18 protein-coding genes are annotated in these 22,781 nt (G+C 52.5%); 10 read left to right on the top strand and 8 right to left on the bottom strand.

All coding sequences use genetic code 11. The annotated features are described in order from the left end of the window. Positions 1-65: 65 nt before the first annotated feature. Both odhB and lpdA read left to right on the top strand, forming a co-directional pair. Positions 66-1,331 carry a 2-oxoglutarate dehydrogenase complex dihydrolipoyllysine-residue succinyltransferase gene (odhB, locus tag RBT11_06900; protein ID MDX9786484.1) on the top strand — a complete coding sequence of 422 codons (1,266 nt, stop codon included), beginning with the start codon at positions 66-68 and terminating at the stop codon, positions 1,329-1,331. Between the two features lie 2 nt (positions 1,332-1,333). Beyond that, the gene (gene lpdA, locus RBT11_06895) at positions 1,334-2,758 is read left to right on the top strand and encodes a dihydrolipoyl dehydrogenase (GenBank protein ID MDX9786483.1); all 1,425 of its coding nucleotides are present in this window, start codon (positions 1,334-1,336) and stop codon (positions 2,756-2,758) included. A 175-nt stretch (positions 2,759-2,933) separates the two neighbouring features. Here lpdA and RBT11_06890 read toward each other — a convergent pair whose 3' ends face one another. Together RBT11_06890 and RBT11_06885 are read right to left on the bottom strand one after the other, a co-directional pair. Continuing rightward, entirely contained in the window at positions 2,934-3,137 is a 204-nt protein-coding gene (locus RBT11_06890; protein MDX9786482.1) for a cold-shock protein, read from the bottom strand. A 70-nt stretch (positions 3,138-3,207) separates the two neighbouring features. Further along, entirely contained in the window at positions 3,208-3,483 is a 276-nt protein-coding gene (locus RBT11_06885; protein ID MDX9786481.1) for a hypothetical protein, read from the bottom strand. Between the two features lie 127 nt (positions 3,484-3,610). Here RBT11_06885 and RBT11_06880 point away from each other — a divergent pair, with 127 nt between their 5' ends. The 4 genes from RBT11_06880 (at position 3,611) to RBT11_06865 (ending at position 11,659) form a co-directional block, all read left to right on the top strand. Then, the gene (locus tag RBT11_06880; GenBank protein MDX9786480.1) at positions 3,611-5,023 is read left to right on the top strand and encodes an NAD(P)/FAD-dependent oxidoreductase; all 1,413 of its coding nucleotides are present in this window, start codon (positions 3,611-3,613) and stop codon (positions 5,021-5,023) included. Beyond that, complete coding sequence (hrpA, locus tag RBT11_06875) at positions 5,023-9,015, top strand: ATP-dependent RNA helicase HrpA (protein MDX9786479.1); 3,993 nt, start codon at positions 5,023-5,025, stop codon at positions 9,013-9,015. The genes RBT11_06880 and hrpA overlap by 1 nt, the downstream gene beginning before the upstream one ends. Positions 9,016-9,072: 57 nt before the next feature. After that, positions 9,073-10,251 (top strand): metallophosphoesterase, encoded by a 1,179-nt coding sequence (locus RBT11_06870; GenBank protein ID MDX9786478.1) that lies wholly within the window; start codon positions 9,073-9,075, stop codon positions 10,249-10,251. A gap of 337 nt (positions 10,252-10,588) precedes the next feature. Continuing rightward, on the top strand, positions 10,589-11,659 hold the full coding sequence (locus RBT11_06865; GenBank protein MDX9786477.1) for an NAD(P)/FAD-dependent oxidoreductase: 1,071 nt from the start codon (positions 10,589-10,591) through the stop codon (positions 11,657-11,659). Between the two features lie 117 nt (positions 11,660-11,776). Here RBT11_06865 and RBT11_06860 read toward each other — a convergent pair whose 3' ends face one another. Further along, positions 11,777-12,466, bottom strand: a complete 690-nt coding sequence (locus tag RBT11_06860) for an outer membrane beta-barrel protein (protein ID MDX9786476.1) — start codon at positions 12,464-12,466, stop codon at positions 11,777-11,779. A gap of 353 nt (positions 12,467-12,819) precedes the next feature. On the opposite strand from RBT11_06860, the gene RBT11_06855 reads away from it, so the two are divergent. From RBT11_06855 to RBT11_06840, 4 genes are all read left to right on the top strand, one after another. After that, positions 12,820-12,942, top strand: coding sequence for a hypothetical protein (locus tag RBT11_06855; GenBank protein ID MDX9786475.1), 123 nt, complete (start codon positions 12,820-12,822; stop codon positions 12,940-12,942). A 47-nt stretch (positions 12,943-12,989) separates the two neighbouring features. Further along, the gene (locus RBT11_06850) at positions 12,990-14,780 is read left to right on the top strand and encodes a sigma 54-interacting transcriptional regulator (protein MDX9786474.1); all 1,791 of its coding nucleotides are present in this window, start codon (positions 12,990-12,992) and stop codon (positions 14,778-14,780) included. Between the two features lie 352 nt (positions 14,781-15,132). Further along, on the top strand, positions 15,133-16,743 hold the full coding sequence (locus tag RBT11_06845) for an acyl--CoA ligase family protein (GenBank protein ID MDX9786473.1): 1,611 nt from the start codon (positions 15,133-15,135) through the stop codon (positions 16,741-16,743). A gap of 233 nt (positions 16,744-16,976) precedes the next feature. Next, entirely contained in the window at positions 16,977-17,345 is a 369-nt protein-coding gene (locus tag RBT11_06840) for a hypothetical protein (protein MDX9786472.1), read from the top strand. Between the two features lie 103 nt (positions 17,346-17,448). Here RBT11_06840 and nuoB read toward each other — a convergent pair whose 3' ends face one another. The 5 genes from nuoB to RBT11_06815 form a co-directional block, all read right to left on the bottom strand. Continuing rightward, a complete protein-coding gene (gene nuoB, locus RBT11_06835; GenBank protein ID MDX9786471.1) occupies positions 17,449-18,192 on the bottom strand; it encodes an NADH-quinone oxidoreductase subunit NuoB in 744 nt (247 codons plus the stop codon). Between the two features lie 87 nt (positions 18,193-18,279). Next, complete coding sequence (locus RBT11_06830; protein ID MDX9786470.1) at positions 18,280-19,788, bottom strand: hydrogenase; 1,509 nt, start codon at positions 19,786-19,788, stop codon at positions 18,280-18,282. Next, positions 19,788-21,209: a proton-conducting transporter membrane subunit gene (locus RBT11_06825; GenBank protein MDX9786469.1), complete on the bottom strand. Its 1,422-nt coding sequence runs from the start codon at positions 21,207-21,209 to the stop codon at positions 19,788-19,790. Before RBT11_06825 ends, RBT11_06830 begins: the two co-directional genes overlap by 1 nt. Before the next feature lie 11 nt (positions 21,210-21,220). Next, positions 21,221-21,862: a hydrogenase gene (locus RBT11_06820; GenBank protein MDX9786468.1), complete on the bottom strand. Its 642-nt coding sequence runs from the start codon at positions 21,860-21,862 to the stop codon at positions 21,221-21,223. Further along, complete coding sequence (locus tag RBT11_06815) at positions 21,859-22,779, bottom strand: NADH-quinone oxidoreductase subunit H (protein ID MDX9786467.1); 921 nt, start codon at positions 22,777-22,779, stop codon at positions 21,859-21,861. The genes RBT11_06820 and RBT11_06815 overlap by 4 nt, the downstream gene beginning before the upstream one ends. Positions 22,780-22,781 lie beyond the last annotated feature (2 nt).

Below are 22,781 nucleotides of genomic sequence, written 5' to 3'. Positions count from 1 at the left end.
GGGGATCCCTGTGTGTCAATCGCCCTTTTCAACGCGCCACTCTTCACGCTTTTAAAGGAGCACGCATGATAGTTGAGATTCCAGTCCCCCATGTCGGAGAATCCGTTCAGGAGGCGACCCTGGTCCAATGGTTTAAAAAAAACGGGGCACAGATTGAAAAGGATGACCCGCTCTTTGCCATCGAAACCGACAAGGTCACGTTGGAAGTGGTTGCAACTGCAGCGGGCGTGCTTTCCATTAAAATAGCCGAGGGAGAAACCGTGGCCATCGGCACCATCGCCTGCACCATCGATACACAAGGCGCCCCGGCGGAAAAACCTCCCCCAAAAGCGGCTAAAGAGCCACCCGAAACCGCATCACCCACGCCGGCAATCCCATCTGCTGCGCCAGCCGCCGAGCCGATTCAGGCACCAGGAGTGCCCGAAAAAACAACACGGGCAGCGGATACGCCCTTATTATCGCCCGCCGTGCGGCATCTGGTTGCCGAAAAAAGAATCGACATATCAAAAGTGCAGGGGACCGGTCCGGCCGGTCGCATCACCAAGGGGGATGTGATCCTATATATAGAGCAGGCAGCCGGACCAGGAGATGCGGCTTCACGCACCTTACCCGAACACGCGGCAACCCCTTTGGCGGAAACCTCACGAAAACCCATGAGCCGAATACGAAAGCGGATCGCAGAGCGGCTGGTGGCGGCCAAACAAAACACGGCGATGCTCACCACGTTCAATGAAATCGATATGTCCCGGGTTATGGCGCTTCGCACCCTGTATAAAGATGAGTTTAATGACAAGCACGGGGTCCGCCTGGGGTTCATGTCCTTCTTTATCAAAGCGAGCTCGGCCGCCCTAAAGGCCTTTCCGGAAATAAACGCCTTTATCGACGGAGAGGATATCGTCTATCACCACCATGTTCACATGGGCGTTGCCGTGGGCTCGGAGCGGGGCCTGGTGGTGCCGGTCATCCCTTACGCCGAGACACTCTCCTTTGCCCAGCTCGAAAAAAAGATTATCGAATCGGTCACTAAGATTAAAAACAACCAACTGGCGCTGTCCGATCTGGAAGGCGGCACCTTTACCATCACCAACGGCGGGGTATACGGCTCCCTGTTAAGCACCCCGATTTTGAACCTGCCGCAAAGCGGGATTCTCGGGCTGCACAAGATCGAAAAGCGGCCCGTGGTAATTGAGGATTCAATCGTCATTCGACCCATGATGTATGTGGCGCTCAGCTACGATCACCGCATCGTGGACGGCCAGGGAGCGGTCCGCTTTTTAAAGCGGATAAAATCGGATATCGAAGAACCGGAAAGACTATTGCTGGAGGTATAACCATGGCGAAAACTGAACGATATGACCTGGTGGTTATCGGCAGTGGCCCGGGCGGTTACACCGCTGCAGCCAAAGCCGCCCGGCTGGGACTGAAAACAGCCTGTATTGAAAAGCGCTCCAGACTCGGCGGGGTTTGCCTCAACGTGGGATGCATTCCAAGCAAAGCCCTGCTGGATGCCAGCGAACAGTATTACGCTGCCCGACATAAATTCCCGGACATGGGGATAAAAACCGGAAAACTCGGCATTGATTTAAATGTCATGATGTCCCGTAAGCGGACCGTGGTCGAAGGCCTGACCGACAATATCCGCAATCTGCTTACCGGCAACCAGGTCGACATCATTCATGGCACAGCCCGCGTCGTTTCCGAGGACAGGGTGGAAGTCAGCGACAACCAGAGAAAAAGCGGAAAGGGAAAAATAACCCCCCTGCAAACCGACCGGATTCTGATCGCCACGGGCAGCGCCCCTTCCGCGGTCCCCGGGCTCGCCTTTGATAAAAACAGAATCGTCAACTCAACGGATGCGCTGTCCTTTCCATCGGTTCCAAAGCATTTGATCATTGTCGGCGGCGGCTATATCGGCCTTGAGCTGGGGGCGGTCTGGCGTCGCCTCGGCACCGAGGTCACCATTGTGGAAATGATGCCGCAAATCGCGGGCACACTGGACGGCCAGGTGGCCCGCACGCTTCAGCGCATTTTGACCCGGCAGGGTATCACTTTTCGGACCGGGACCAAGGTAAGCGGCGCAAAAGTTCTGAAATCGTCCATTCAGGTGAGCGTGAGCGACGGGTCGAAAGAAGACACCCTGAGCGGGGATCATGTTCTGGTCGCTGTGGGAAGAATGCCCCTAACCGGGGACCTGGGGCTTGAGGACATCGGCGTGGCCTTCGACGCCAAAACCGGCCGAATTCCGGTCAACGAAAAATTTCAAACCAACATTTCCTCCGTGTACGCCATCGGGGATGTGATCGCCGGCCCCATGCTGGCGCACAAGGCGAGCGCCGAAGGGACCGCGGTTGCGGACATCATGACGGGGCTGCCCGGTGAGGTGAATTATGACACCATCCCCTCCATTATATACACGTGGCCGGAAGTGGCCTCAGTCGGTCTCACCGAAGAGGCGGTCAAAGCCCGGAAAATTCCTCATTGTATCGGCACCTTCCCCTTTTCCGGCAGCGGCCGGGCCCGGTGCATGGGTGAAACCGACGGGTTTGTGAAACTCATCGCCCATTCAAAGACGGACCGGTTGATCGGCGCCCACATTCTCGGCCCGAGGGCTTCGGATATGATTGCCGAGTGCGTGTTGGCCATGGAATTCGGCGCCAGCCTCGAAGACATCGCCCGTACCGTTCACGGGCATCCGACCCTTGCCGAAACGCTTCAGGAAGCTGCTGGCGTAGCCACTAAGTGTTCGATTTATCGTTAGCCTACAGCAAAGAGCATAGAGCTTGGAGCATAGGGCTTAGAGCATAGAGCGTAGAGCATAGCGCATAGAGATTAGAGTGTGGGGTGTAGGGTATCGCGGGTAAGGTGATAAAAAAAGGGGCTTGTTGTAAGTGAAGCGCAACAAGCCCCTTTTTTTAGGTGCTTAATATTTTTAGTTAAACAACCGTGACATTTACGGCGGCAGGTCCTTTCTGGCCCTGCTCTATGTCAAATGTCACCCGGTCGCCCTCATTCAATGTTTTAAACCCGCTGCCGTTAATGCCGGAATGATGAACAAATACATCCGGTCCTCCGCCGTCCTGTTCAATAAACCCAAACCCCTTTTGATCGCTAAACCACTTCACTACACCATTGGCCATCGTGCCCCCTCCTTTTAAGTGCAAAACAAAATAGGTTTCCGACTCCTGGGCAGACACCTTGACAAATGGTTCAGCCCGCAGTACGAAACCGACCTGCGTTAATCACACCGGAATTTCGGAAACGATTATTATCCTCATTTTTATTGGAAATCAAGTAATTTATTGTCAATTTTTCAATAAAAGAATGAGGAAATGTCATTCCGCTGGGCGGCTGGGTGCGCCCAAAAAAACGAGAAAGATTTTTTAATATCAGGGCCTTGATCAGTTGTAGGGGGGCAAAAAATTTTTCGCCCTTACGGGTATCGAGCATCGCTCGCGTTAGGTGGCCACCAGTCTTTCTTTTCACATCGAGTTTATCGATGATACCTCGCTGCGCTTAAAACTTTGAAACATATTGGGTGACATCGTCATGGGTCATTGATAACATGGGCGCCATGTGCTTAAATATCGTTGTGAATATGAGGAAAAAACGGATGCTGAAACCACCAAAAAGTTCAGGGAAAAAAGCGTATGATGTCATCATCGTCGGTGGCGGGCCGGCCGGTTTGATGTCCGCCTATTGGCTGGGAGAGCATACGAATCTCAAGGTGTTACTGGTGGAAAAGGGCCAAATGCCGGACAAACGCAAATGCCCGTCCAACGAGGGACAACCCTGCCGCAACTGTTCCCCCTGCCAAATCCTGAGCGGTATCGGCGGCGCCGGGCTTTTTTCAGACGGAAAGCTCAATTTTATTCACAAACTCGGCAAAACCGATCTCACCCAGTTTCTTTCCACCGACGCAGCCCGCGCCATCATCAACGAAACCGAGGAAATCTTCAACCGGTTCGGCATGGACGGGCCGGTGTATCCAACCGATATGGCGGCGGCCAAGGAAATTCGAAAAACAGCCAAGCGAAACGGCCTGGATCTGCTGCTTATCAGGCAAAAGCATATGGGCAGCGATTGCCTGCCTGGCCATATCGAGGCCATGGCCCGTTATATTCAGGAAAAAGGCGTTGAACTGGCTTGTGGCGAGGAGGCACTGGCAGTTCTGGTCAAAAAGAATACCACGGTCGGCCTTCGAACGAACCGGGCGAGCTATCAATGCCCCCGAGTCATTCTGGCCCCGGGCCGCGTGGGCGCCGAGTGGGTACGGCGCCTTGCGGATCAACTCGGCATCGGCCGCAAACACCGGGGCATCGAGGTGGGTGTTCGGGTGGAGGTGCATAATGATATCATGCGCGATATCTGCAATATTATTTACGACCCCACCTTCTTTATTCAGACACAAAAATACGATGATCAGACCCGCACCTTTTGCACCAATTACGGCGGGTTTGTCGCGCTTGAAAACTACAAGAATTTTGTCTGCGTCAACGGCCATGCGTATCGGCACCGAAAATCGGCCAATACCAATTTCGCCTTTCTCTCCAAGGTGATTCTCACCGAGCCGGTCACGGACAACCAGGCTTATGGAGAAGCCATCGGGTACTTATCGTCCCTGATCGGCGGTGGAAAGCCCATTTTGCAGCGCTTCGGGGATTTAAAGCGCGGCCGCCGGAGCACCTGGCAGCGGGTTCGAAAAGGCTATATCGAGCCCTCCCTTGAAAACGTGATTTGCGGGGATATCGCCATGGCCCTTCCGGAGCGAATTTTAACCAACCTCATTGAGGGCCTTGACATGCTGAACCTTGTCATCCCCGGCGTGTCCAACGATGAAACCCTGCTTTACGCGCCGGAAATCAAGTTTTTCGCCTCTCAAATTGAAACCGACCACAACCTTGAGACTGCCGTCAAGGGCCTGTATGTCGCGGGCGACGGTCCGGGCGTGGCCGGAAATATCGTATCCGCCGCGGCCACAGGCCTTATTCCCGCCAAAACCATTGCAAAGAAAACCGGGGAATAATGGCGTCATCCGCTCCTGAATACAGTCGCACCATCGGTCGCATCGAATCAACCATTCGGAAAGCCTGCGCACGGGATCGGCTCGGCTTTAAGCGCGAAATCAATCGCCTCAAGCAGGATGCACGAAAAGGGGATGCCTCCCCGGCGCTTCAGCAACGGCTGGTGCAGCTCATGCGGCGCGTCAATGCGTCCGCGGCCAAACGCCGCGAGCGAATCGCGGCCAGGCCCGCCATCTCCGAATTTGCCGACCTGCCGATCACTGCCAAAAAAGAAGAGATCATCGCCGCCATTCGCGCGCATGCCGTGGTGATTATCTCGGGGGAGACCGGTTCCGGAAAAACAACCCAGATTCCCAAATTCTGTCTTGCCGCCGGCCGCGGCATCGACGGGTTGATCGGCTGCACCCAGCCCCGGCGCATCGCGGCCATTACGGTGGCCGAGCGTATTGCCGAAGAGCTCGGCGAACCGGCCGGCCGATCGGTCGGGTACAAGATTCGCTTCACCGACAAAACCGGGCCGAATGCCTACATTAAAATCATGACCGACGGCATGCTGCTGGCCGAAACTCAAGGGGATCCCGATCTGCACACCTATGACACCCTGATTATCGACGAGGCCCACGAGCGCAGCCTCAATATCGATTTTCTGCTCGGCATTCTCAAAACACTGCTCCATAAGCGCACGGACCTGAAGCTGATCATTACATCGGCCACCATTGATACGGAAAAATTCTCGCGCGCGTTTGATAACGCGCCGATCATCGAAGTTTCGGGCCGCATGTACCCCGTTGAAATCCGCTATGCGCCGGGGGCCACCGACGATGAACTGAGCCATATGGAAAAAGCGGCTTTTGCGGTAGACCGGCTCATTGCGGAAAGCAGATTCGGGGATATTCTCGTTTTCATGCCCACGGAAGGGGACATTCGGGAAACCATCGAACTCATTGAAGGCAGAAATTACCGGAACGTGACCGTGCTTCCCTTGTTTGCGCGCCTCTCCGCTGCGGACCAGCATCGGGTATTTGCAACGCCGGTGGGACGAAAAATCATCGTCGCCACCAATATCGCAGAGACTTCGCTCACCATTCCCGGCATCAAATATGTGGTGGACACGGGGCTGGCCCGCATTTCCCAATACAACCCCAGATCGCGCACCACCGCCCTGCCCGTCACATCGATCTCACAAAGCAGCGCGGATCAGCGCATGGGCCGGTGCGGACGCGTCGCCAACGGCATTTGCGTTCGCCTTTTTCCGGAAGAAGATTATCTGGAGCGGCCCCGGTTCACCCGGCCGGAGATTCTTCGCGCCAATCTGGCAGAAGTCATTTTAAGAATGATCGCCTTAAATCTGGGCAATATTTCCGAGTTTCCGTTTCTGGACATGCCGCCGGGCCCGAGCATTCAGGACGGATTCAACCTGCTTTTCGAACTGGGCGCCATCTCCCAGGCCGGCCCCTCAAAAGGCAAAAAACAGGCGGCATCCCCCTTTATCCTCACGGAAAAGGGCCAAGTCATGGCCGCCATGCCCATCGATCCCAGGCTCTCCTGTATGCTGATCGAGGCGGTCAGCCAGGGGTGCCTGCCAGAAGTATGCATCATCGCCGCGGCATTAAGCATTCAGGACCCCAGGGAACGGCCCGCTGAAAAAGCGGCCGAAGCGGACCGGGCCCATGCCCGGTTTAAAGACCCGTCCTCGGATTTCGTCACGCTGCTCAATATCTGGAACGCCTATCAGGCGGCCTGGAATCAAAATAAAAAAATGCGGCAGATCATGAAATTCTGTAGCTCATGCTTCTTATCTTTCAAGCGAATGCGCGAATGGCGGGATATTCACGGCCAGCTTCAAGCCATTTTGGCGGAATCGAATTTGCCGGCGCGCCTTGCCTCGGCCGAAAAGCCCGCTTCCGCGGACAAAGCTGGCAACCGCGAATACAGCGAGACCTATGAAAGAATACATAAAGCCATTTTAAGCGGCTTTCTGTCCAATATCGCCGCGAAAAAGGAAGGCAACATCTATCAAGCCGCTAAAGACCGGCAGGCTATGCTCTTTCCCGGCTCAGGTCTCTTCAACCAGTCCCGGCAATGGATCGTCGCCGCGGAGATGGTAGAAACCAGCCGCCTTTTTGCCCGCATGGCGGCCCACATCGATCCTGCCTGGCTCGAACCCATCGGCAAGGACCGATGCAAGCACACCTACTTCGACCCTCACTGGGAACGCAGCCGCGGAAACGTGATCGCCTCCGAGCAGGTGAGTCTCTTCGGCCTCATCATTGAACCGGCCAGAAACATTCTTTACGGCCGCATTCGCCCGGAAGAGGCCTCCGATATCTTTATTCAGAGCGCGCTGGTGGCGGGCGACGTGCGCCGTCCCCTGCCCTTTATGCGCCACAACCAGGCGCTGATCGACACCGTTCAAACGATTGAGCACAAGGTCCGGCGGCGCGATCTGCTCATCAGCGAAGCGGATCTCTTTCATTTCTACAAGTCCCGAATCAGCGGCGTATATGATATGCGCACGCTGGAACGCCGGATTCGGGAAAAAGGCGATGATTTTCTTCACATGAAAGAAGAAGATCTGCTTCGATATGCGCCCGACCGCGAAGAGCTGGCCCGCTATCCGGACAAGCTCCAACTTCAAAACACCGCCTTTCCCTTTGATTACCGCTTTGAACCGGGCAGTCAAACCGACGGGGTCACCATTCGCATTCCGGCCGCCGCCGCCGGCGCAGTATCAAAGGATACGCTGGAGTGGCTGGTCCCGGGGCTTTTAAAGGAAAAATTGAGTGCCCTCATTAAAAGCCTGCCGAAAATTTACCGCAGGCAACTGGTACCGGTCTCCGAAACCATCGATATCATCGCGCAAGAAATGGAGAAAAAAAAAGAAGGACTTCTCTCCTCTTTGGGAGAATTCATTCACCAGCGTTTCGGCGTGGACATTCCCGTCACGGCCTGGGCCGAAGACCTGCTGCCGGATCATCTGAAAATGCGCATCGCCATTACAGCCCCCGACGGAAAGGAAATTGCCGCGGGCCGGAACCCTTCTCTTTTGAACCATCACTTTCTCGCGGAGAAGCCGCTGGAAGGTTTTGAAGACATCAAAAAAGAATGGGAGAAAACAGGCATCACGCAGTGGGATTTTGATGATCTGCCGGAACGTATTGCCCTCACGGGCAAAAAAGGCGGGCGGTGGGTCGCCTACCCGGCCCTCGTGCCCGATGAATCCGGGGGGCGGCAGGTCCATCTTCGCCTCTTTCTCAATCAAACCGAGGCCGCCAAAATCCACCGGTCCGGGGTGTACCTGCTCACCACGCTGCACCTGTCAAATGATCTGAAACTATTAAAAAAAATGATCGCACTGCCCAAGGCATGGATTCCCAAAGCAGCACGCTTCGGCGGAGAAAAAAAAATTCAGGCCCAGCTCATCGAGAGCATCACGCTCGAGTTATTTTCCCGCGACATTCGAACACGGGAAGCATTTGAAACCCATGCGGCAGCAGCTTCCGCCCGGATCGTCGCCATCGCGCAAGAACGCCTGGATGTCTTTTTGCCGGTGCTCGATGCGGTTTGCGACACTCGGGAGCGCCTTTTCGCCATCGAATCCACAAGGCATTTGGCGCCGATCGCAACGGAAATCAGAACCGAGTTGGCCCATCTGGCGCCGGAGAACCTGCTTCTGCTCTATACTAACGAACGGCTGCGCCATCTGCCGCGGTATATTCGCGCACTGGGCATTCGCGCGATCCGTGCCGTTGAAAACCCAGAACGGGACCGCCTGCGCATGAATCAGGTTCAGCCCTACCGGAGCCGGCTGACTCAAATGCTTGAATCCCTCACGCCGGGCACATCGGAAAAAAAGCGTGCCGCCGTTGAAGAATACTTCTGGATGCTCGAAGAGTTCAAGGTGTCGGTCTTTGCCCAGGAACTGAAAACCGTTATCCCGATTTCTCCCAAACGCCTGGATAAAAAGGCCGGAGAGATCGAACGAATGATGTAACTTTACACCGGATTTTTCGGAAGCCGACTGTCAGCAATCGGCGGTTAAAGAGAGTTTATGATGAGATTTTTTTTCTTTGCGTTACAATTCACAGCCGTAGTTTGTATCTTTCATTACCTGTTGAACCTTTCGATCATTAAATTTTTCTCGATATCGGCTCCATTCACCCAAAAAAGCATCACCCGGCTTATGTTTTTTATGTCCGTCAGCTTTATGCCCGCCGCCATGCTGTTGCGGTTCTATCCAAGCGGCATCACCCGTATCTTCTACATTTTGTCAGCAACCTGGCTGGGGCTTTTCATTTATCTTCTCCTGGCAGCAGGCCTGTGTTGGCTGGTCTTCGGCCTCGGCAAGCTTTTTTTCTCCTCGGTTCCGAATATGCGCGCCCTCTGCCTTTTCGGGTTCAGTATCGCGGTCCTCGTGTCCCTTCACGGCATATGGCGCGCCCAGCACCCTGAGATCAAACCCATCGATATCACCATCAAGAACCTTCCCGATGCCTGGCAAAACAAGAAAATTGTGCAACTCTCGGATGTCCACCTCGGCGCCATCAACAGCGCCCGGTTCATGCAGCGCGTGGCCGATCAGGTGAACCGCCTTCATCCGGATCTGATTCTCATTACCGGTGATCTTTTTGACGGCATGGGCAACGATTTGAAAAACGACATCAGCGCGCTTAACAGCCTAACCGCATCCAAAGGCGTCTATTTCGTTACCGGCAACCATGAAGGGTACCTGGGCTTGCTAAAACCGCTTTCCATCCTGCGGCAAACGCATATTCGAGTTCTTAACAACGAGGTCGTGGATCTGGACGGCCTACAAATCCTCGGCATCAGTTACCCGGATTACCGTATCAGAAACCACACCCGACGCCTTTTATCATCGGCCGGAGGCTATGATGCCGACAAGCCGAGCATTCTCATGTACCACACCCCGACCAATATCGCCGAATTCCATACTGACCGTGGCTCTCAGCAAACAAAAACCTACTGGCGCCCGGACACGCGCATGACGCTCGCCAAGGAAACAGGAATCGATCTTCAGCTCTCCGGCCACGCCCATCACGGCCAGTTGTTTCCGTTCAATTTTCTGACCCGAGCCATCTATAACGGCTATGATTACGGACTGCACCGGGACGGTGATTTTCAGCTCTATGTCAGCTCCGGCACCGGCACCTGGGGCCCGCCCATGCGGGTAGGAACTTCTTCTGAAATTGTCGTAATAACGTTAAGATAGGTGCACATCAAATGCCCGCCGTTCACACTCAGTATTTGTCCGGTAATGAAGTCAGAGGCGCTGGAAGAAAAAAACAACACGCCTTCCGCGATGCCATCAGGCTTTCCCATTCTGAACAGCGGGGTCGCTCGGACCATCTGGCCCATTTTTTTAATTATGATACACTCTGAAATGAATGCAACTCGTTCAAAGTAATTTCAATGTTTCTTTGCTTTCTGCTTGACATAAAAATAGGATGGTGCCAGAAAAAAACACAATAACATATATAACTATGTTTTCAAGATTTCGGAAGACCGCTGCGTTTATGTCATACACATTCCATATTGAGGAGTAACCCATGAGAGAACGAGAAGTGATTGTGGTTGGATCCGGCCCGGCAGGGGCAAGCTGCGCCAAAGCACTACGAGATGAAGGGGTCGATGTTCTGGTTCTGGAAAAAAAAGCATTGCCCCGTTACAAGTGTTGTTCCGGCATCTTGTTCGGGCAGACCCAGGAACTCCTCAAGCGCTATTTCAACGCCGAAGCACCCGCCTCCGTGACATGCGCGCCAGCCGATATGGAAGCCGGTGACGTCAGGGAATGGAATGCCGAGAAAGGGTATCGGCCTTACCTCTGGGAAATCGGCAAGGACGGCAAGTCCTTTCCCCAAAAGTATGTGAACATCTGGCGTAACCTTTTCGATAAGTGGCTACTCGATCTTTCCGCGGCCGAGTACCGCGATCAGGCATACGTTAAAGGCTTTGAAAAAACCTCGCAGCATATTCGGGTTCAGGTAGCACAATCCGCAGAAGGTGAACTCGCAACCTATCATTGCAAGTATCTCGTGGGCGCCGATGGCTGGAATTCCACTGTCCGTCGCCTGCTGAATCCTGAATCCGCCAAGCAACGGGCCGCCCAATCGGTTGGCGTATTACAAAGTTACTTCAAGCTGGAATCGCTTGGGTCCTTAAAAAAAGGGGCCTTCACGGTGTTTTTTCTTCCGGAAGTCGGCGATACCCTGACTTGCGTGCATCAGAAGGGCGACTATTTATTGCTCTGCGTCGGCGGGTTCAAGGGGCGGAAGCTTCGAGAATCCATGGTGGCGTTCAAGCATTTTCTTTCTCGGCAGTTTGAGGTTCGCCTGGGAGATTGGTGGCGGGATGAGTCGTGCCAGATGCTGCTCGCACCGCCTGACCTGGGCCGGGAGCAGGTGTTGCTCACGGGCGAAGCGGCCAATTTCATCTACCTGAACGGCGAGGGAATCAGCACGGCGATCGACAGCGGGTATCGTTGTGGAAAAGCGATCGCTGCAGCTCTCCGTGAGAAAAAGAGTGCCCTACCCCTCTATGCCGAAACTATCACGGACATCGCCGCCCATATGGAAAAGTGCTTTACACAGATTCGCTTTCTTGTATCACAAGCGACATAACGCACCCGAGCGCAAAGCCGGATGCTGGGATGCATAACAGCCATCTTTCATCTTCGGCGAATATATACGCAAAAGCGTGCATGTTTCTGGTAACGGGTTTAAATAACAGTTTTGAAATTAAAATTTATAATTAAAACCAAAAGTTATGATGCTTGTCTCCCAATCAAAATCCTTTCTGTCATATTCATAGTAGTAATCATAATAGTCATCGTCCAAATCAGATTCCGCAGCAAAAAAACGATAGCCGATATCCAGAGACAAGTTATTGATTAAATCGATTTCGACTCCGCCCAATATTTGCCAGGCAAAAACAGTATCATCATTACTATCGAAACGTCCGATTGATGAGGTCGAAACCGAAGTATCAATATACGAAAAACCGATACCTACGCCAAGGTAAGGGTGAATTTTTCCTTCCGGAAATTTCGCTATTCCATTAAACATAACATTATGAAAGGTTGTATCCCCTTCAATTTGGACATAATCCCAACTGTCAAAGGGCCATACAGTTCCATCCACATCAGGATTGAAGTAACTGTATTCAAACTCAAAGGAGGCAAATCTGAGTCGAGGTGGGGTGTAACCAAATTTAAAGCCAATAACCCATGTTTCATCAACGTCTATATCATAACGGTCATTGTAATAGTAATCGTAATAATCATACCCCTGAGACACTTCAGGACTCACTGTAACCCCGCCAAACATACCCATGTACCATCCAGTCTGAGCCGACGTCATATTAAACGGAAATACAGAGATCGTGATAACGAATACAACCACAGAAAAAACACTATTTAGCTTTTTCATGAGCATTCCTCCTTTGCAGTCACATCATTCGTGAAATTACAGATCGATCCCTCGAATGAAAAACTTACCCATACAGCATAAACACCATCCAATGTTATTGTTTATAGGCGATCATCGGAAAGGTGCTCACAAGGCGGCTTATTTCATACCGCAGCGACTTGCTGCGCTTTGGTTTGTAATTCGCCCTTTTTTAACCCTACCATAGCCTGTCCCGAATCTGCATTAAGAACTTATCAGGATAGTGTCTTTAGGCTATCCAACCATTTATATTAATTATAATTTTAAAATTAATAGCCTGGTTCATCGTCGCGGCATGACGCCTTCGTTCCACAATTTTTTCAGGTGATCTCGCCATGGAAAAATATGAAGATCATCATGCACCCTTGGATTTCCTTCGTAGCAAACAACTTTGTAACCCTATCAACGCTCTTGAAAACAAACAAGTTGACGCGCCTCATCCAAAACTGTCAGAATAATTCCTCGGAATACCCGAGGTTCCGTCAAACTGCTTTGAGGCACAAGCATGGACATAACTGCACAAAAACAAGCGGAAACGACATTGCAGAACCGGGAGGCAACCTACCGCAGCGCCTTTGAAAAATCCGGAGCCGCTTCCATTATCATCGAAGAGGATATGACCATTTCATTGGCCAATCCAAAGTATGAGCAGTTGACCGGCTACACCCGCGCGGAAATCGAAGGCCGTATGAAATGGACAGCCTTTATTTCCAAGGAAGACCTTGAGCGAATGAAGGGATATCACGTTGAGCGCAGAAAAGGGCCTGGAAGGGTTCCGGATGAATATGAATGCAAACTGATCAACCGAAAGGGAGAAAAGATCGACGTGTGGATCAGTGTCGGAATGCTGCCCGGGCCCAATCGAAGTATTGCCTCCTTTATCGATATCACCTCCCGCAAACGGGCCGAACAGGCGCTGCGCGATAGTGAAACGAGGCTCAGCGCCATCATCGATGCCCTGGACGGGTATATCTACACCTGCACGCGTGAGTTTCGAATCGAATTCATGAATAAGGCGCTCATTGATTACATCGGGCAGGATAAAACGGGCGGTCTCTGCCACAGGGATATTTTCGGATTGGACCAGGCCTGTCAATGGTGCGGCAATGAAGCGGTCTTTAAGGGGGAAACCGTTCGGCAGGAGATCAAAAACCCAGCGGACGGGCGATGGTTTTATATACTCAGCTCCCCCATGTTCGACACGGATGGTTCCGTCACCAGAATGCAGGCGACCATTATCGATATTACGAAGCAAAAACAGACGGAAGAAACCCTGATCAAGCGAAAAGAATACCTACAAAAAGAAAACCTGCTGCTGAAATCGAGCATGAAAGAACGATACAAATTCATGAACATCATCGGAAAAAGCACGGCGATGCAGGGGGTCTACGACCAGATCATCAACGCCGCCGCCACGGATGCCGGTGTTATCCTCTACGGGGAGTCCGGTACGGGCAAGGAGCTGGCAGCCCGGGCGATTCACGATCTAAGCGATCGAAAACACGGTCCTTTTGTGGTCGTTCATTGCGGTGCCATCGCGGAAAACCTCATCGAAAGCGAATTTTTCGGGCACAGGAAGGGGGCTTTCACCGGCGCAGACCGGGACAAACAAGGGTACCTGGACCTGGCAGACGGCGGCACCCTCTTTCTGGATGAATTGGGCGAGCTGGGCCGGAACATGCAGGTAAAATTGTTGCGCGCCATTGAAGGCGGAGGCTATACCCCGGTAGGCAGCGCTAAAGAAAAAAAATCCGATATTCGCATTGTCGCCGCCACGAACAGGAATCTTCAAGAACAGGTAAAAACCGGCCTGATGCGCGAAGATTTCTTCTACCGCATCCATATTATTCCCATCACCCTGCCGCCGCTAAGGGACCGTAAGGAAGATTTGCCGCTGCTGGTCGAACATTTCATGAAGATGTATGGAGAAACCGAAAGACTGCCGCCCATCACCGGAAAAATTCTGGACGCCATTCAACAATATGACTGGCCGGGAAATGTCCGGGAACTTCAAAATACGCTGCATCGCTATGTGACCCTGAAACAATTCGGCATGCTTCAGCCTTCAGCAGCCGACGGGGATGAACCGGAAATCCTTGCTGAAAGCCCGCCAAGGAAAATCGGAAATATTCGTAACGTCATCCGTGACTTTGAAAAAAATTACATTCTTAGTGCCTTAGAGCGGTATCAATGGCACCGCGGCAAAGCAGCTTCCGCCCTGGGCATTGACCGAAGGACCCTCTTCAAAAAAACCAAACAATATGGAATTGAAAATACCCAAATCGAGAACGAATAGCCCCAAATAAAAATTTACATTTATTTTCAAATAGTAATCCTCTTTTTCCGCTGATCATGGGAACGAAACACCCTATTAATGCCGGACACCTTATCGCCCCCCCTATCCGCCAGTTTTTATTATAAATAAAATAAAAACAAATCGTTAAAACCGTTTCAAGGCGTTTGGCACGAATGTTGATAAGAAATTGATAGAATATATTAGATGCAACCGTCTGGAAAGTTATCACCGGCATTCTCTACCTGCTGTATCGGGCCGGACAACAAGAACCATACAAAAGGTTCGTTACCCCCCTATTGCGGGAAAGCATCCCTCATGCAACCCATGATCAGGGAAGACAAGGAGAAACAAAATGGATAACAACAGTGTCTTTTTTGATGTGCTTTCACCCGTAAAGTTTTTGAATCGTTCCGCAAAGGTATACGGGGACAAGGATGCGGTGGTTTATAACGAGTTGCGCTATTCCTATAGCGAGTTGCATGCCAGGGTCAACCGGCTGGCCGGCGCACTGAAGAAAATCGGTGTTGCAAAGGGGGATAAGGTGGCGTTTCTATGTCCCAATACCCCACCCATGCTTGAAGCCCATTACGCGGTACCCATGATAGGGGCGGCGCTCGTGAGCCTCAATACCCGCCTGTCCTCCCGGGAATTGTCTTATATTCTCACTCACTCGGATGCCAAGGTCCTGTTTGTTGACAACGAGTTGGCCGATCTGATTCAACCGATTGTGCCGGAACTGAAAAAAATCAAGGCCTTTGTCAATATCTGCGATGTATCCGAAGAAAGGCCCCTCACGGGAATGGAATATGAGGCGTTTTTGAAGACCGGGTCTGATGCCCCCATGGCATGTGAGGTGGAGGATGAATATCAGGTGGCGACCATCAACTATACCAGTGGCACCACCGGATTCCCCAAAGGGGTCATGTACCACCACCGCGGCGCCTATCTGAACGCCATCGGCGAAGTGGTGGAGACCGGAATGAACGCCGAGTCGGTGTATCTCTGGACCCTTCCCATGTTTCACTGCAACGGATGGTGCTTTACCTGGGCGGTTACGGCGGTGGGGGCCACCCATGTATGTCTGCGCAAGGTCGTACCGAAAGAGATTTACCGTCTGATTGAAAAAGAGGGGGTCTCCCATCTCTGTGCTGCCCCAACCGTTCTGATCGGCATGGCCAATTATCCGGAGGCAAAAAATGTAACCATGCGCCGCCAGCTTGAGATCATGACGGCCGGCGCACCACCTTCCCCGACCGTTATTGAAGAAATGGAAAAGCTCGGCGTCAATATTACGCAAACCTACGGCAGCACCGAGGTTTTCGGACCCCATAGCATCTGCGCCTGGCAGACCAAATGGAACACCCTGTCCGCCCCTGAAAGGGCCAACATCAAGGCACGTCAGGGGGTTCCCTATGTGGTCGCCATGCACATGGACGTCATTGATCGCGCCACCGGGAAATCCGTCCCCTATGACGGCAAGACCCTCGGCGAGATCGTCATGCGCGGCAACAATGTGATGCTCGGCTATTACAAGGATCCGCAAGCCACGGCCACCGCCTTTCGGGGTGGATGGTTTCACAGCGGGGATCTGGCCGTTATTCATCCGGATGGATACGTTCAGATCATGGATCGCGAAAAAGATATCATTATCAGCGGCGGCGAAAACATCTCCACCGTTGAGCTGGAAAACGTTATCTACCGGCATCCGAATGTCCTGGAAGTGGCCGTCATACCGATTCCGGACGACAAATGGGGGGAAGTGCCAAAGGCCTTTGTCAAACCAAAGGAGGGCCGCGTGATAGACGAAAAGGAGATTATCGATTTCTGCCGGCAGAACCTCGCGCGTTTCAAGGCGCCCAAAGCCGTGGAGTTCGGGGATTTACCCCAAACAGCAACGGGAAAAATTCAAAAATTCAAATTGCGTGAAAAGGAATGGCAGGGCCGCAATCGCATGGTGAATTGAGGCGGATACAATGGCACTCGTATCAACCGACTTATCCTTTTCCACAGTAAAAATAATACGGACGATGATTCAAACGAAAAAAATTCTGAAAAAACAAAACCTCCTTTGATTAAAGGTGCTTATAAATTGGCTTGTTTTATGCTCACCCAAACTATGGTAAGGTGGTAGTGCATGGCACCATGAAGCTGGCCCCGGCAAGGGGCGTTTCTCCATAAAAAAAAGGAGGGATAACCATGTTGAGTGAAGACCTGACCAACGGTTCGAAGGAGAGACTGGACAATTTTATCAACCGCGCCAAATCAGGCCAAACCGTTAAACTTCAAATTAAAGTTTACCGGAATTTGATCAAACAAGTAAACCAATCGGAAGCTACCGACGACATCGACATCGAAACGGACAGGTGTCTGCTCATGGCGGATTTCACATCGACGCGACGCGCACAAGAGAAATCGGACACCGTCACAAAAGTTTATGCGGTTTGCCCGATAAACGAGAGCGATGTCGATGATAGAACGACCCGTCATATCGCCAATGAGCGACTTAAGATGGATTATGCACGGCTAAAAGACGCAAACATCCTGTTTGAGGCAACGTATTTTTAAAGGAAACAAATCATGTATCAAAAAATCCTTGTGCCCTTGGACGGATTATCGCAAGCCGAAGGTCTTCTGCCGAACGGACGATTCGACAACAGACCCATCTGTGTCACTTAAAAAACGTCAGTAACGCATGCAGGTTCGTCATGGGATGCGGCGGGCAGCCGGGAATGAAAAGATCCACGGGCAGCAGGGTGTCCAGGCCTTCGGTGACCTCTGGACTTCCCCGGAACGGGCCGCCGGTCAGCGCACAGCTTCCAACGGCAATTACGACCTTGGGATTCGGCACCGCCTCATAGGTCTGAAGCAGTGCGGTTTTCATGTTCCTGGAGATGGGGCCGGTGACCACGATGCCGTCGGCGTGACGGGGCGAGGCCACAAAATTGATGCCGAACCGCGCCAAATCGAAGAACGGCGTGGCCAACACGTTCAGGTCCGCCTCGCAGGCATTGCAGCCCGCAGCAGAAACCTGCCGAAGTTGAAGCGATCTACCGAATAACTTCTTGAAGTGCTGTCTGGCGTGGCAGGCCAGATCCGGCAAAGCGCCATCCGTCATCAGATGCGCCTTTTCGCTAACGGCCAGCTCGAAATTCCGTGAAAAAGAGATAAACTTGCCTTCGGAGATACGCTCGCAGGTACCGCAGAATACACAACGGCCCATATCGATGATCTTCCGTTCGGCGTCAATGGCATTTTGCGGACAGGCTTCAGCGCACCGAACCGCCAGTTCCGCCGAAGCATCCGGGTGAATCTGCGGCATGCCGCGATAGCGCGGCGCCAGTTCGATTTTCTCTTTTGGATAGCGGGAAGTACGATATCCTTGTTCAAATCGGTTTTTCAGCGTGTTGAGCATGATGCGTTCACTCTTATTAGATTTAAGCTGATAGCTGGTAGCTGATAGCTGGTAGCTGATAGCTGGTAGCTGATAGTTAAAGGTAATTCAGAGATCAAACCCGCAATAGGACAGGTTGAAACTCTTGTTGTTCAGGGGAAAATCTGAGATTCCCGTATTGCGTAATGCCATGGACAGCCCGTTCCAGTTGTGAAAAGACGGGTCCTTGACCTTGTATCGAAGCAGTTTCCCTTCCGCGTCGGTCAGCACGCAATGGGAAACCTCTCCCCGCCAGGCCTCGTTTAACGTTACCACAAAAGAGGCTGAAAACGGGGACGGCATCGCATTTGCAGCGCAGGTGGTGTCGATCGGGTCTTTCAACAGGGACTGAATGATGCGGATGGATTGAAGTACTTCATTCGCCCGAATTCTGGCCCTGGCCCACACATCCCCCGTGGATTTTGCGTTTTCCGGAATCTGTAGCTTGCCGTAATGCTCCGTTGGAAAGCAGCGCCGCACATCATAGGCGATGCCGCTGGCCCGACCGGCCGGTCCCACAAGGCCCAGTTTCTCCGCATCTTCCTTACCGACCACACCGCAGCCTTCAAACCGGCCCCGCGCGCTGGGCGTGTTAAAAAGAAGTTCCATCACATGGGCCACCTGAGGTTGCAGTTCATCGAGCCGCCCCAGGAGCGTATTTCGATCCGCGGCAGCCAGGGGAAACAAGACGCCGCCCGGCCGAACCAGTCCCTTACCGAACCGGTTTCCGCAGATCCATAAGGTCAAGTTGAGAAAATCGCCGCGCATTCTGCCGCAATAATTCGCGGGCGGCAAAAAAGCCACATCCCCGCTCAAAGCGCCCAGATCCCCCACATGATTGGCGATGCGCTCAAGCTCCAGAGCGATGGTGCGAATGATGCGCGCGCCGGCATCCGGTATCGCGCCGGAAAGCGCTTCAAAGGCTTGCGCCAGGCACAGGCTGTGGCCGATGGCCGTATCGCCAGCAATGCCTTCAGCGATAATGGGCAGCCGTTTGAAGGGCACATTGACCAGCAGGGACTCAACCCCGCGGTGCTGATACCCCAGTTGAATTTCCAGGTTCAGCACTCGCTCGCCGATGCAGTTAAATCGAAAATGTCCGGGTTCGATAACACCCGCATGCACCGGTCCCACGGCCACCTCGTGAATTTCTTCGCCTTCGACCGCGTAATAGTCGTAATTGCCCGGAATATCCGCTTCGTAATTGTTTCCGAACACATCGGCGACATTTCGGCAATTGGGATGATACCGCACCATTTTGAGCCAGGGATGAAATTCCGGAACAATGCCGTACTGCTCGGCAATCTCCCGCTCAAACAGATGAAAGGGCTCACATTGAATGCTTAACGACGGATAGGAGGCAGGCGCATCACACCCGGCGACGAGGAGCTTATCGGTCCGCAACACCGCGAGAAGCTTCAGGATATCGCCGTCCTGATAGGCAAAATAGTGAACGACTTTGCCGCCGTTTTCGACAATGCTTAACGTTTCCGAATAAAAGGCATCAAAATGAAGATGCGGAATGGCATTTCTTTGAACCGCACGGCCGTTTGAAATCTCTAAAAAGGGCGTTTCCATTAAAATCCTCCCCCCAGCCCCTTCACGGCAAGGGTAATTGTCTCGTACAAGGGCTCCGGCATCCAGAAACACAGCACCAAGGAGGTTAGCAACAGGACGTATTGCGGCCAGACCATGCTCGCTTTTTCCCTCAGATGAATCCTGGCGGTTGAATCGTCAAAGGAAATTTTCATGGCCTGGTTCGCAAACCCGGCAAACACCACGCACAGGCTGGCAATGAATATCCCGGCGCCGACATAACGGTCGGCGCGAAACGCCGCCACAATGATGAGCAGTTCCCCGATAAAAATGCCGAACGGCGGAAACCCGGATATACCGGCAAACCCGCCGAAAAACGCCACAAATGTCTTGGGCATGCGGTTAACGAGGTTGCCCGTGTGCTCGATCAGCCGACTGCCGTAGCCGAGCAGAATATTTCCGGAGGTCAAAAACAGGGACGACTTGATCAGACTGTGATGAATCAGGCAAATCAGGGCGCCGTGCGCGCCCAGGCCCCCCACGCCGGTGCCAAAGGCGATAATGCCCATATTTTCGATACTCGAATAGGCCAACAAACGTTTATATTCGGTTTGTTTTAAAATGAAGGTGGCGGCCGCCAGTATGCTCATGAGACCGAAAACCATGAGTATCATCCCGGAAAACTCCCCGAGACCCGCGGCAACCATGATTTTGTTGGTCTTGAAAATCCCTAAGTACGCGCAGTTCAGCAGCACGCCGGATAAGAGCGCAGAAGCCGGGCTCGGTGCTTCGCTGTGCGCATCCGGCAGCCAAGTGTGCATGGGCGCAAGTCCCATTTTGGTTCCATAGCCCACCAGAATAAACACAAAGCCGGCTTTCAGCCACCGGGGGTCGAGCTGTTTGGCCGCCACGGTCAGCGCGGAAAAGGACACCGGCACATGGACATTGCCCACATCCATGGCAAGGGTGATGAGCACGGAGCCCAGAAGCGCCATGGCAATGCCCACTGAGCAGATCAGGACATATTTCCAGGTCGCTTCCAGGGAAGCCTCGGTTCTGTGCGTGTAAATCAGCGGCGCGCTGGCCAGGGTCGTTGCTTCAATAGCAATCCACATAACCATAATGTGATCGGACAGGGTTACCATGGTCATCGTGGATAAAAAGAGCAGCATTGAGCCGATAAAGATGTTCTCGGAAATAATATGGGAGGCCTTTAAAAAAGACGTCGTATAAATGGAGATCAGGAAAAATAGCAGCGAGATTACCAGAAGAGACAGCAACCCCTCCGGCGTAATCGCAAAATATTCCGGGTAAAACGACGCGGGCCGGTAAATCCATAACAAAACGGAAAGTACCAAATGAATCACCCCGGTAATCACCAGCAGTATCCGCCCGAATGTCTTTGGCAAAAAAAAAGCCAAAATACCCGTCAGAAACGGCGCTATGATAACAAAATCCACCATGACCCGATCACCTATTCCTTTAATGTTCTGAGCAACGCGGTATTCACGTCATCAAAGGTCTGTTTGATATTCTGAAAAATAACGGCCATGATCATGACGCCGGCAAGCACGTCCAGAAGAATGCCGAATTCAACAATATGGCGAGTGCGCATTGAAAACATGGTTCCCACCAGGTAAATTCCGTTTTCCATCATGATGTATCCGAGCACCATGGCAATGGCGTTTCTTCTGGCCATCAGCAGAAACATTCCCGCCACCAAAAGGCAAATGGCCGTGGGCAACAGCAATTCACTGCTATGCGCATACGGCACATCAAAGCGCCTGCTGATAACGGTGGCGGACACAATCAGCAAAAGCCCCGCAATCATGGAGGCATGATACCCGATCACCGGATCGACCTCCCGCTGAATGGCCACTTTTTTAATCGCCATATAAATGCACAGAGGAATGATAATCCCCCGAATGCTCATGGTAAACACTGTAAACACCGTCTCACCGCCACTCATGCCGTGCCCCATCACCAACGGCAGCAGGGATACAACGACCCCCTGAAAGGCAATGACTCTGATCAGCACGGGCAATCGGCTGGAGGCAAAAGAAAAAAGCACCGAAAGCAGCACCAGGGATAAAATCGTATCCACCAAATTGATCATTGAATAAACTCCAGGATAATAGCGGTCGCAAAAAAAGTCAGAGCAAACGAGGTCAGGACAAACCTGGGAACCTTGTCCATCCGGTATCGGGCCATGACCGATTCGGTAACGCCGACCACCATGTAAACGGGTAACAACGCAATGATGAAAAAAACGATGGTCAGTGCCGGATGCGCCAGCTCAAACGGAAAGGCCAGCCGGCCGACCAGGGATGCGTAGAAAAACAGCTTGAAAAAAGACCCCAGTTCGATAAACGCAAAATCCGGCCCGCTGTGATCCAGCACCATAACCTCGTGAATCATGGTCAATTCCAGATGCGTAGCCGGATCATCCACCGGCACGCGGGAGTTTTCCGTGAGCAGCACAATGAAAAGGGACGGCACCACAAAAAGCAGCGGAGACCCCGCCTTCTGCCACAGTTCAAAGGGGTGCGTACCGGAAAAATAGGCGGACAACTGCAACTCGCCCGTCAGCAGATAAAACAGGATCAGCATCATGAAAAGGGAGGCTTCGCAGATAATGGGAAAATAGGCTTCCCTGGCCGCGCCCATGCCCTCGAAGGGTGAGGCGGTGTCCATGGCCGCTGCGATCGTAAAAAAGCGGCCCAATCCCATCAGGTATAAAAGGAAAATAATGTCGCCGTTAAACGAAAAAATCGGCGGCCGCCCGGCAATGGGCAAAAACATCAATACCACAGCCGCCGTACAAAGAGACACCATGGGGCCGAGCTTGAAGATATAGCTCGTGCTGGTACTGTACACCGAGCCCTTTTTGAACAGCTTGATCAGCGTATAATAATTGATCAGCAACGGTGGTCCCTTCTTTCCGCCGAAAAATGCCTTGACCTTGAGAGTGACCGCGTGAAAAAACGGCGCAATCAGCATGGCGAAAAGCCAAAGAAGGATGGATTCGATCATAA

Source organism: Desulfobacterales bacterium (assembly GCA_034003325.1).
In the GTDB taxonomy this organism is placed as follows: domain Bacteria; phylum Desulfobacterota; class Desulfobacteria; order Desulfobacterales; family JAFDDL01; genus JAVEYW01.
The sequence above is the reverse complement of the archived record's forward strand: the minus strand, read 5'-3'. Positions and strand labels throughout refer to the sequence as shown.

Bases quoted from the DNA above. Each gene is read 5' to 3' on its own strand.
- odhB (MDX9786484.1), top strand. From the start codon at position 66: ATGATAGTTGAGATTCCAGTCCCCCATGTCGGAGAATCCGTTCAGGAG.
- RBT11_06855 (MDX9786475.1), top strand. From the start codon at position 12,820: ATGGAAAAATATGAAGATCATCATGCACCCTTGGATTTCCTTCGTAGC.
- hrpA (MDX9786479.1), top strand. From the start codon at position 5,023: ATGGCGTCATCCGCTCCTGAATACAGTCGCACCATCGGTCGCATCGAA.
- nuoB (MDX9786471.1), bottom strand. From the start codon at position 18,192: ATGCTCAACACGCTGAAAAACCGATTTGAACAAGGATATCGTACTTCC.
- RBT11_06880 (MDX9786480.1), top strand. From the start codon at position 3,611: ATGCTGAAACCACCAAAAAGTTCAGGGAAAAAAGCGTATGATGTCATC.
- RBT11_06860 (MDX9786476.1), bottom strand. From the start codon at position 12,466: ATGAAAAAGCTAAATAGTGTTTTTTCTGTGGTTGTATTCGTTATCACG.
- RBT11_06845 (MDX9786473.1), top strand. From the start codon at position 15,133: ATGGATAACAACAGTGTCTTTTTTGATGTGCTTTCACCCGTAAAGTTT.
- RBT11_06820 (MDX9786468.1), bottom strand. From the start codon at position 21,862: ATGATCAATTTGGTGGATACGATTTTATCCCTGGTGCTGCTTTCGGTG.
- RBT11_06825 (MDX9786469.1), bottom strand. From the start codon at position 21,209: ATGGTGGATTTTGTTATCATAGCGCCGTTTCTGACGGGTATTTTGGCT.
- RBT11_06830 (MDX9786470.1), bottom strand. From the start codon at position 19,788: ATGGAAACGCCCTTTTTAGAGATTTCAAACGGCCGTGCGGTTCAAAGA.
- RBT11_06865 (MDX9786477.1), top strand. From the start codon at position 10,589: ATGAGAGAACGAGAAGTGATTGTGGTTGGATCCGGCCCGGCAGGGGCA.
- lpdA (MDX9786483.1), top strand. From the start codon at position 1,334: ATGGCGAAAACTGAACGATATGACCTGGTGGTTATCGGCAGTGGCCCG.
- RBT11_06815 (MDX9786467.1), bottom strand. From the start codon at position 22,779: ATGATCGAATCCATCCTTCTTTGGCTTTTCGCCATGCTGATTGCGCCG.
- RBT11_06840 (MDX9786472.1), top strand. From the start codon at position 16,977: ATGTTGAGTGAAGACCTGACCAACGGTTCGAAGGAGAGACTGGACAAT.
- RBT11_06890 (MDX9786482.1), bottom strand. From the start codon at position 3,137: ATGGCCAATGGTGTAGTGAAGTGGTTTAGCGATCAAAAGGGGTTTGGG.
- RBT11_06870 (MDX9786478.1), top strand. From the start codon at position 9,073: ATGATGAGATTTTTTTTCTTTGCGTTACAATTCACAGCCGTAGTTTGT.
- RBT11_06850 (MDX9786474.1), top strand. From the start codon at position 12,990: ATGGACATAACTGCACAAAAACAAGCGGAAACGACATTGCAGAACCGG.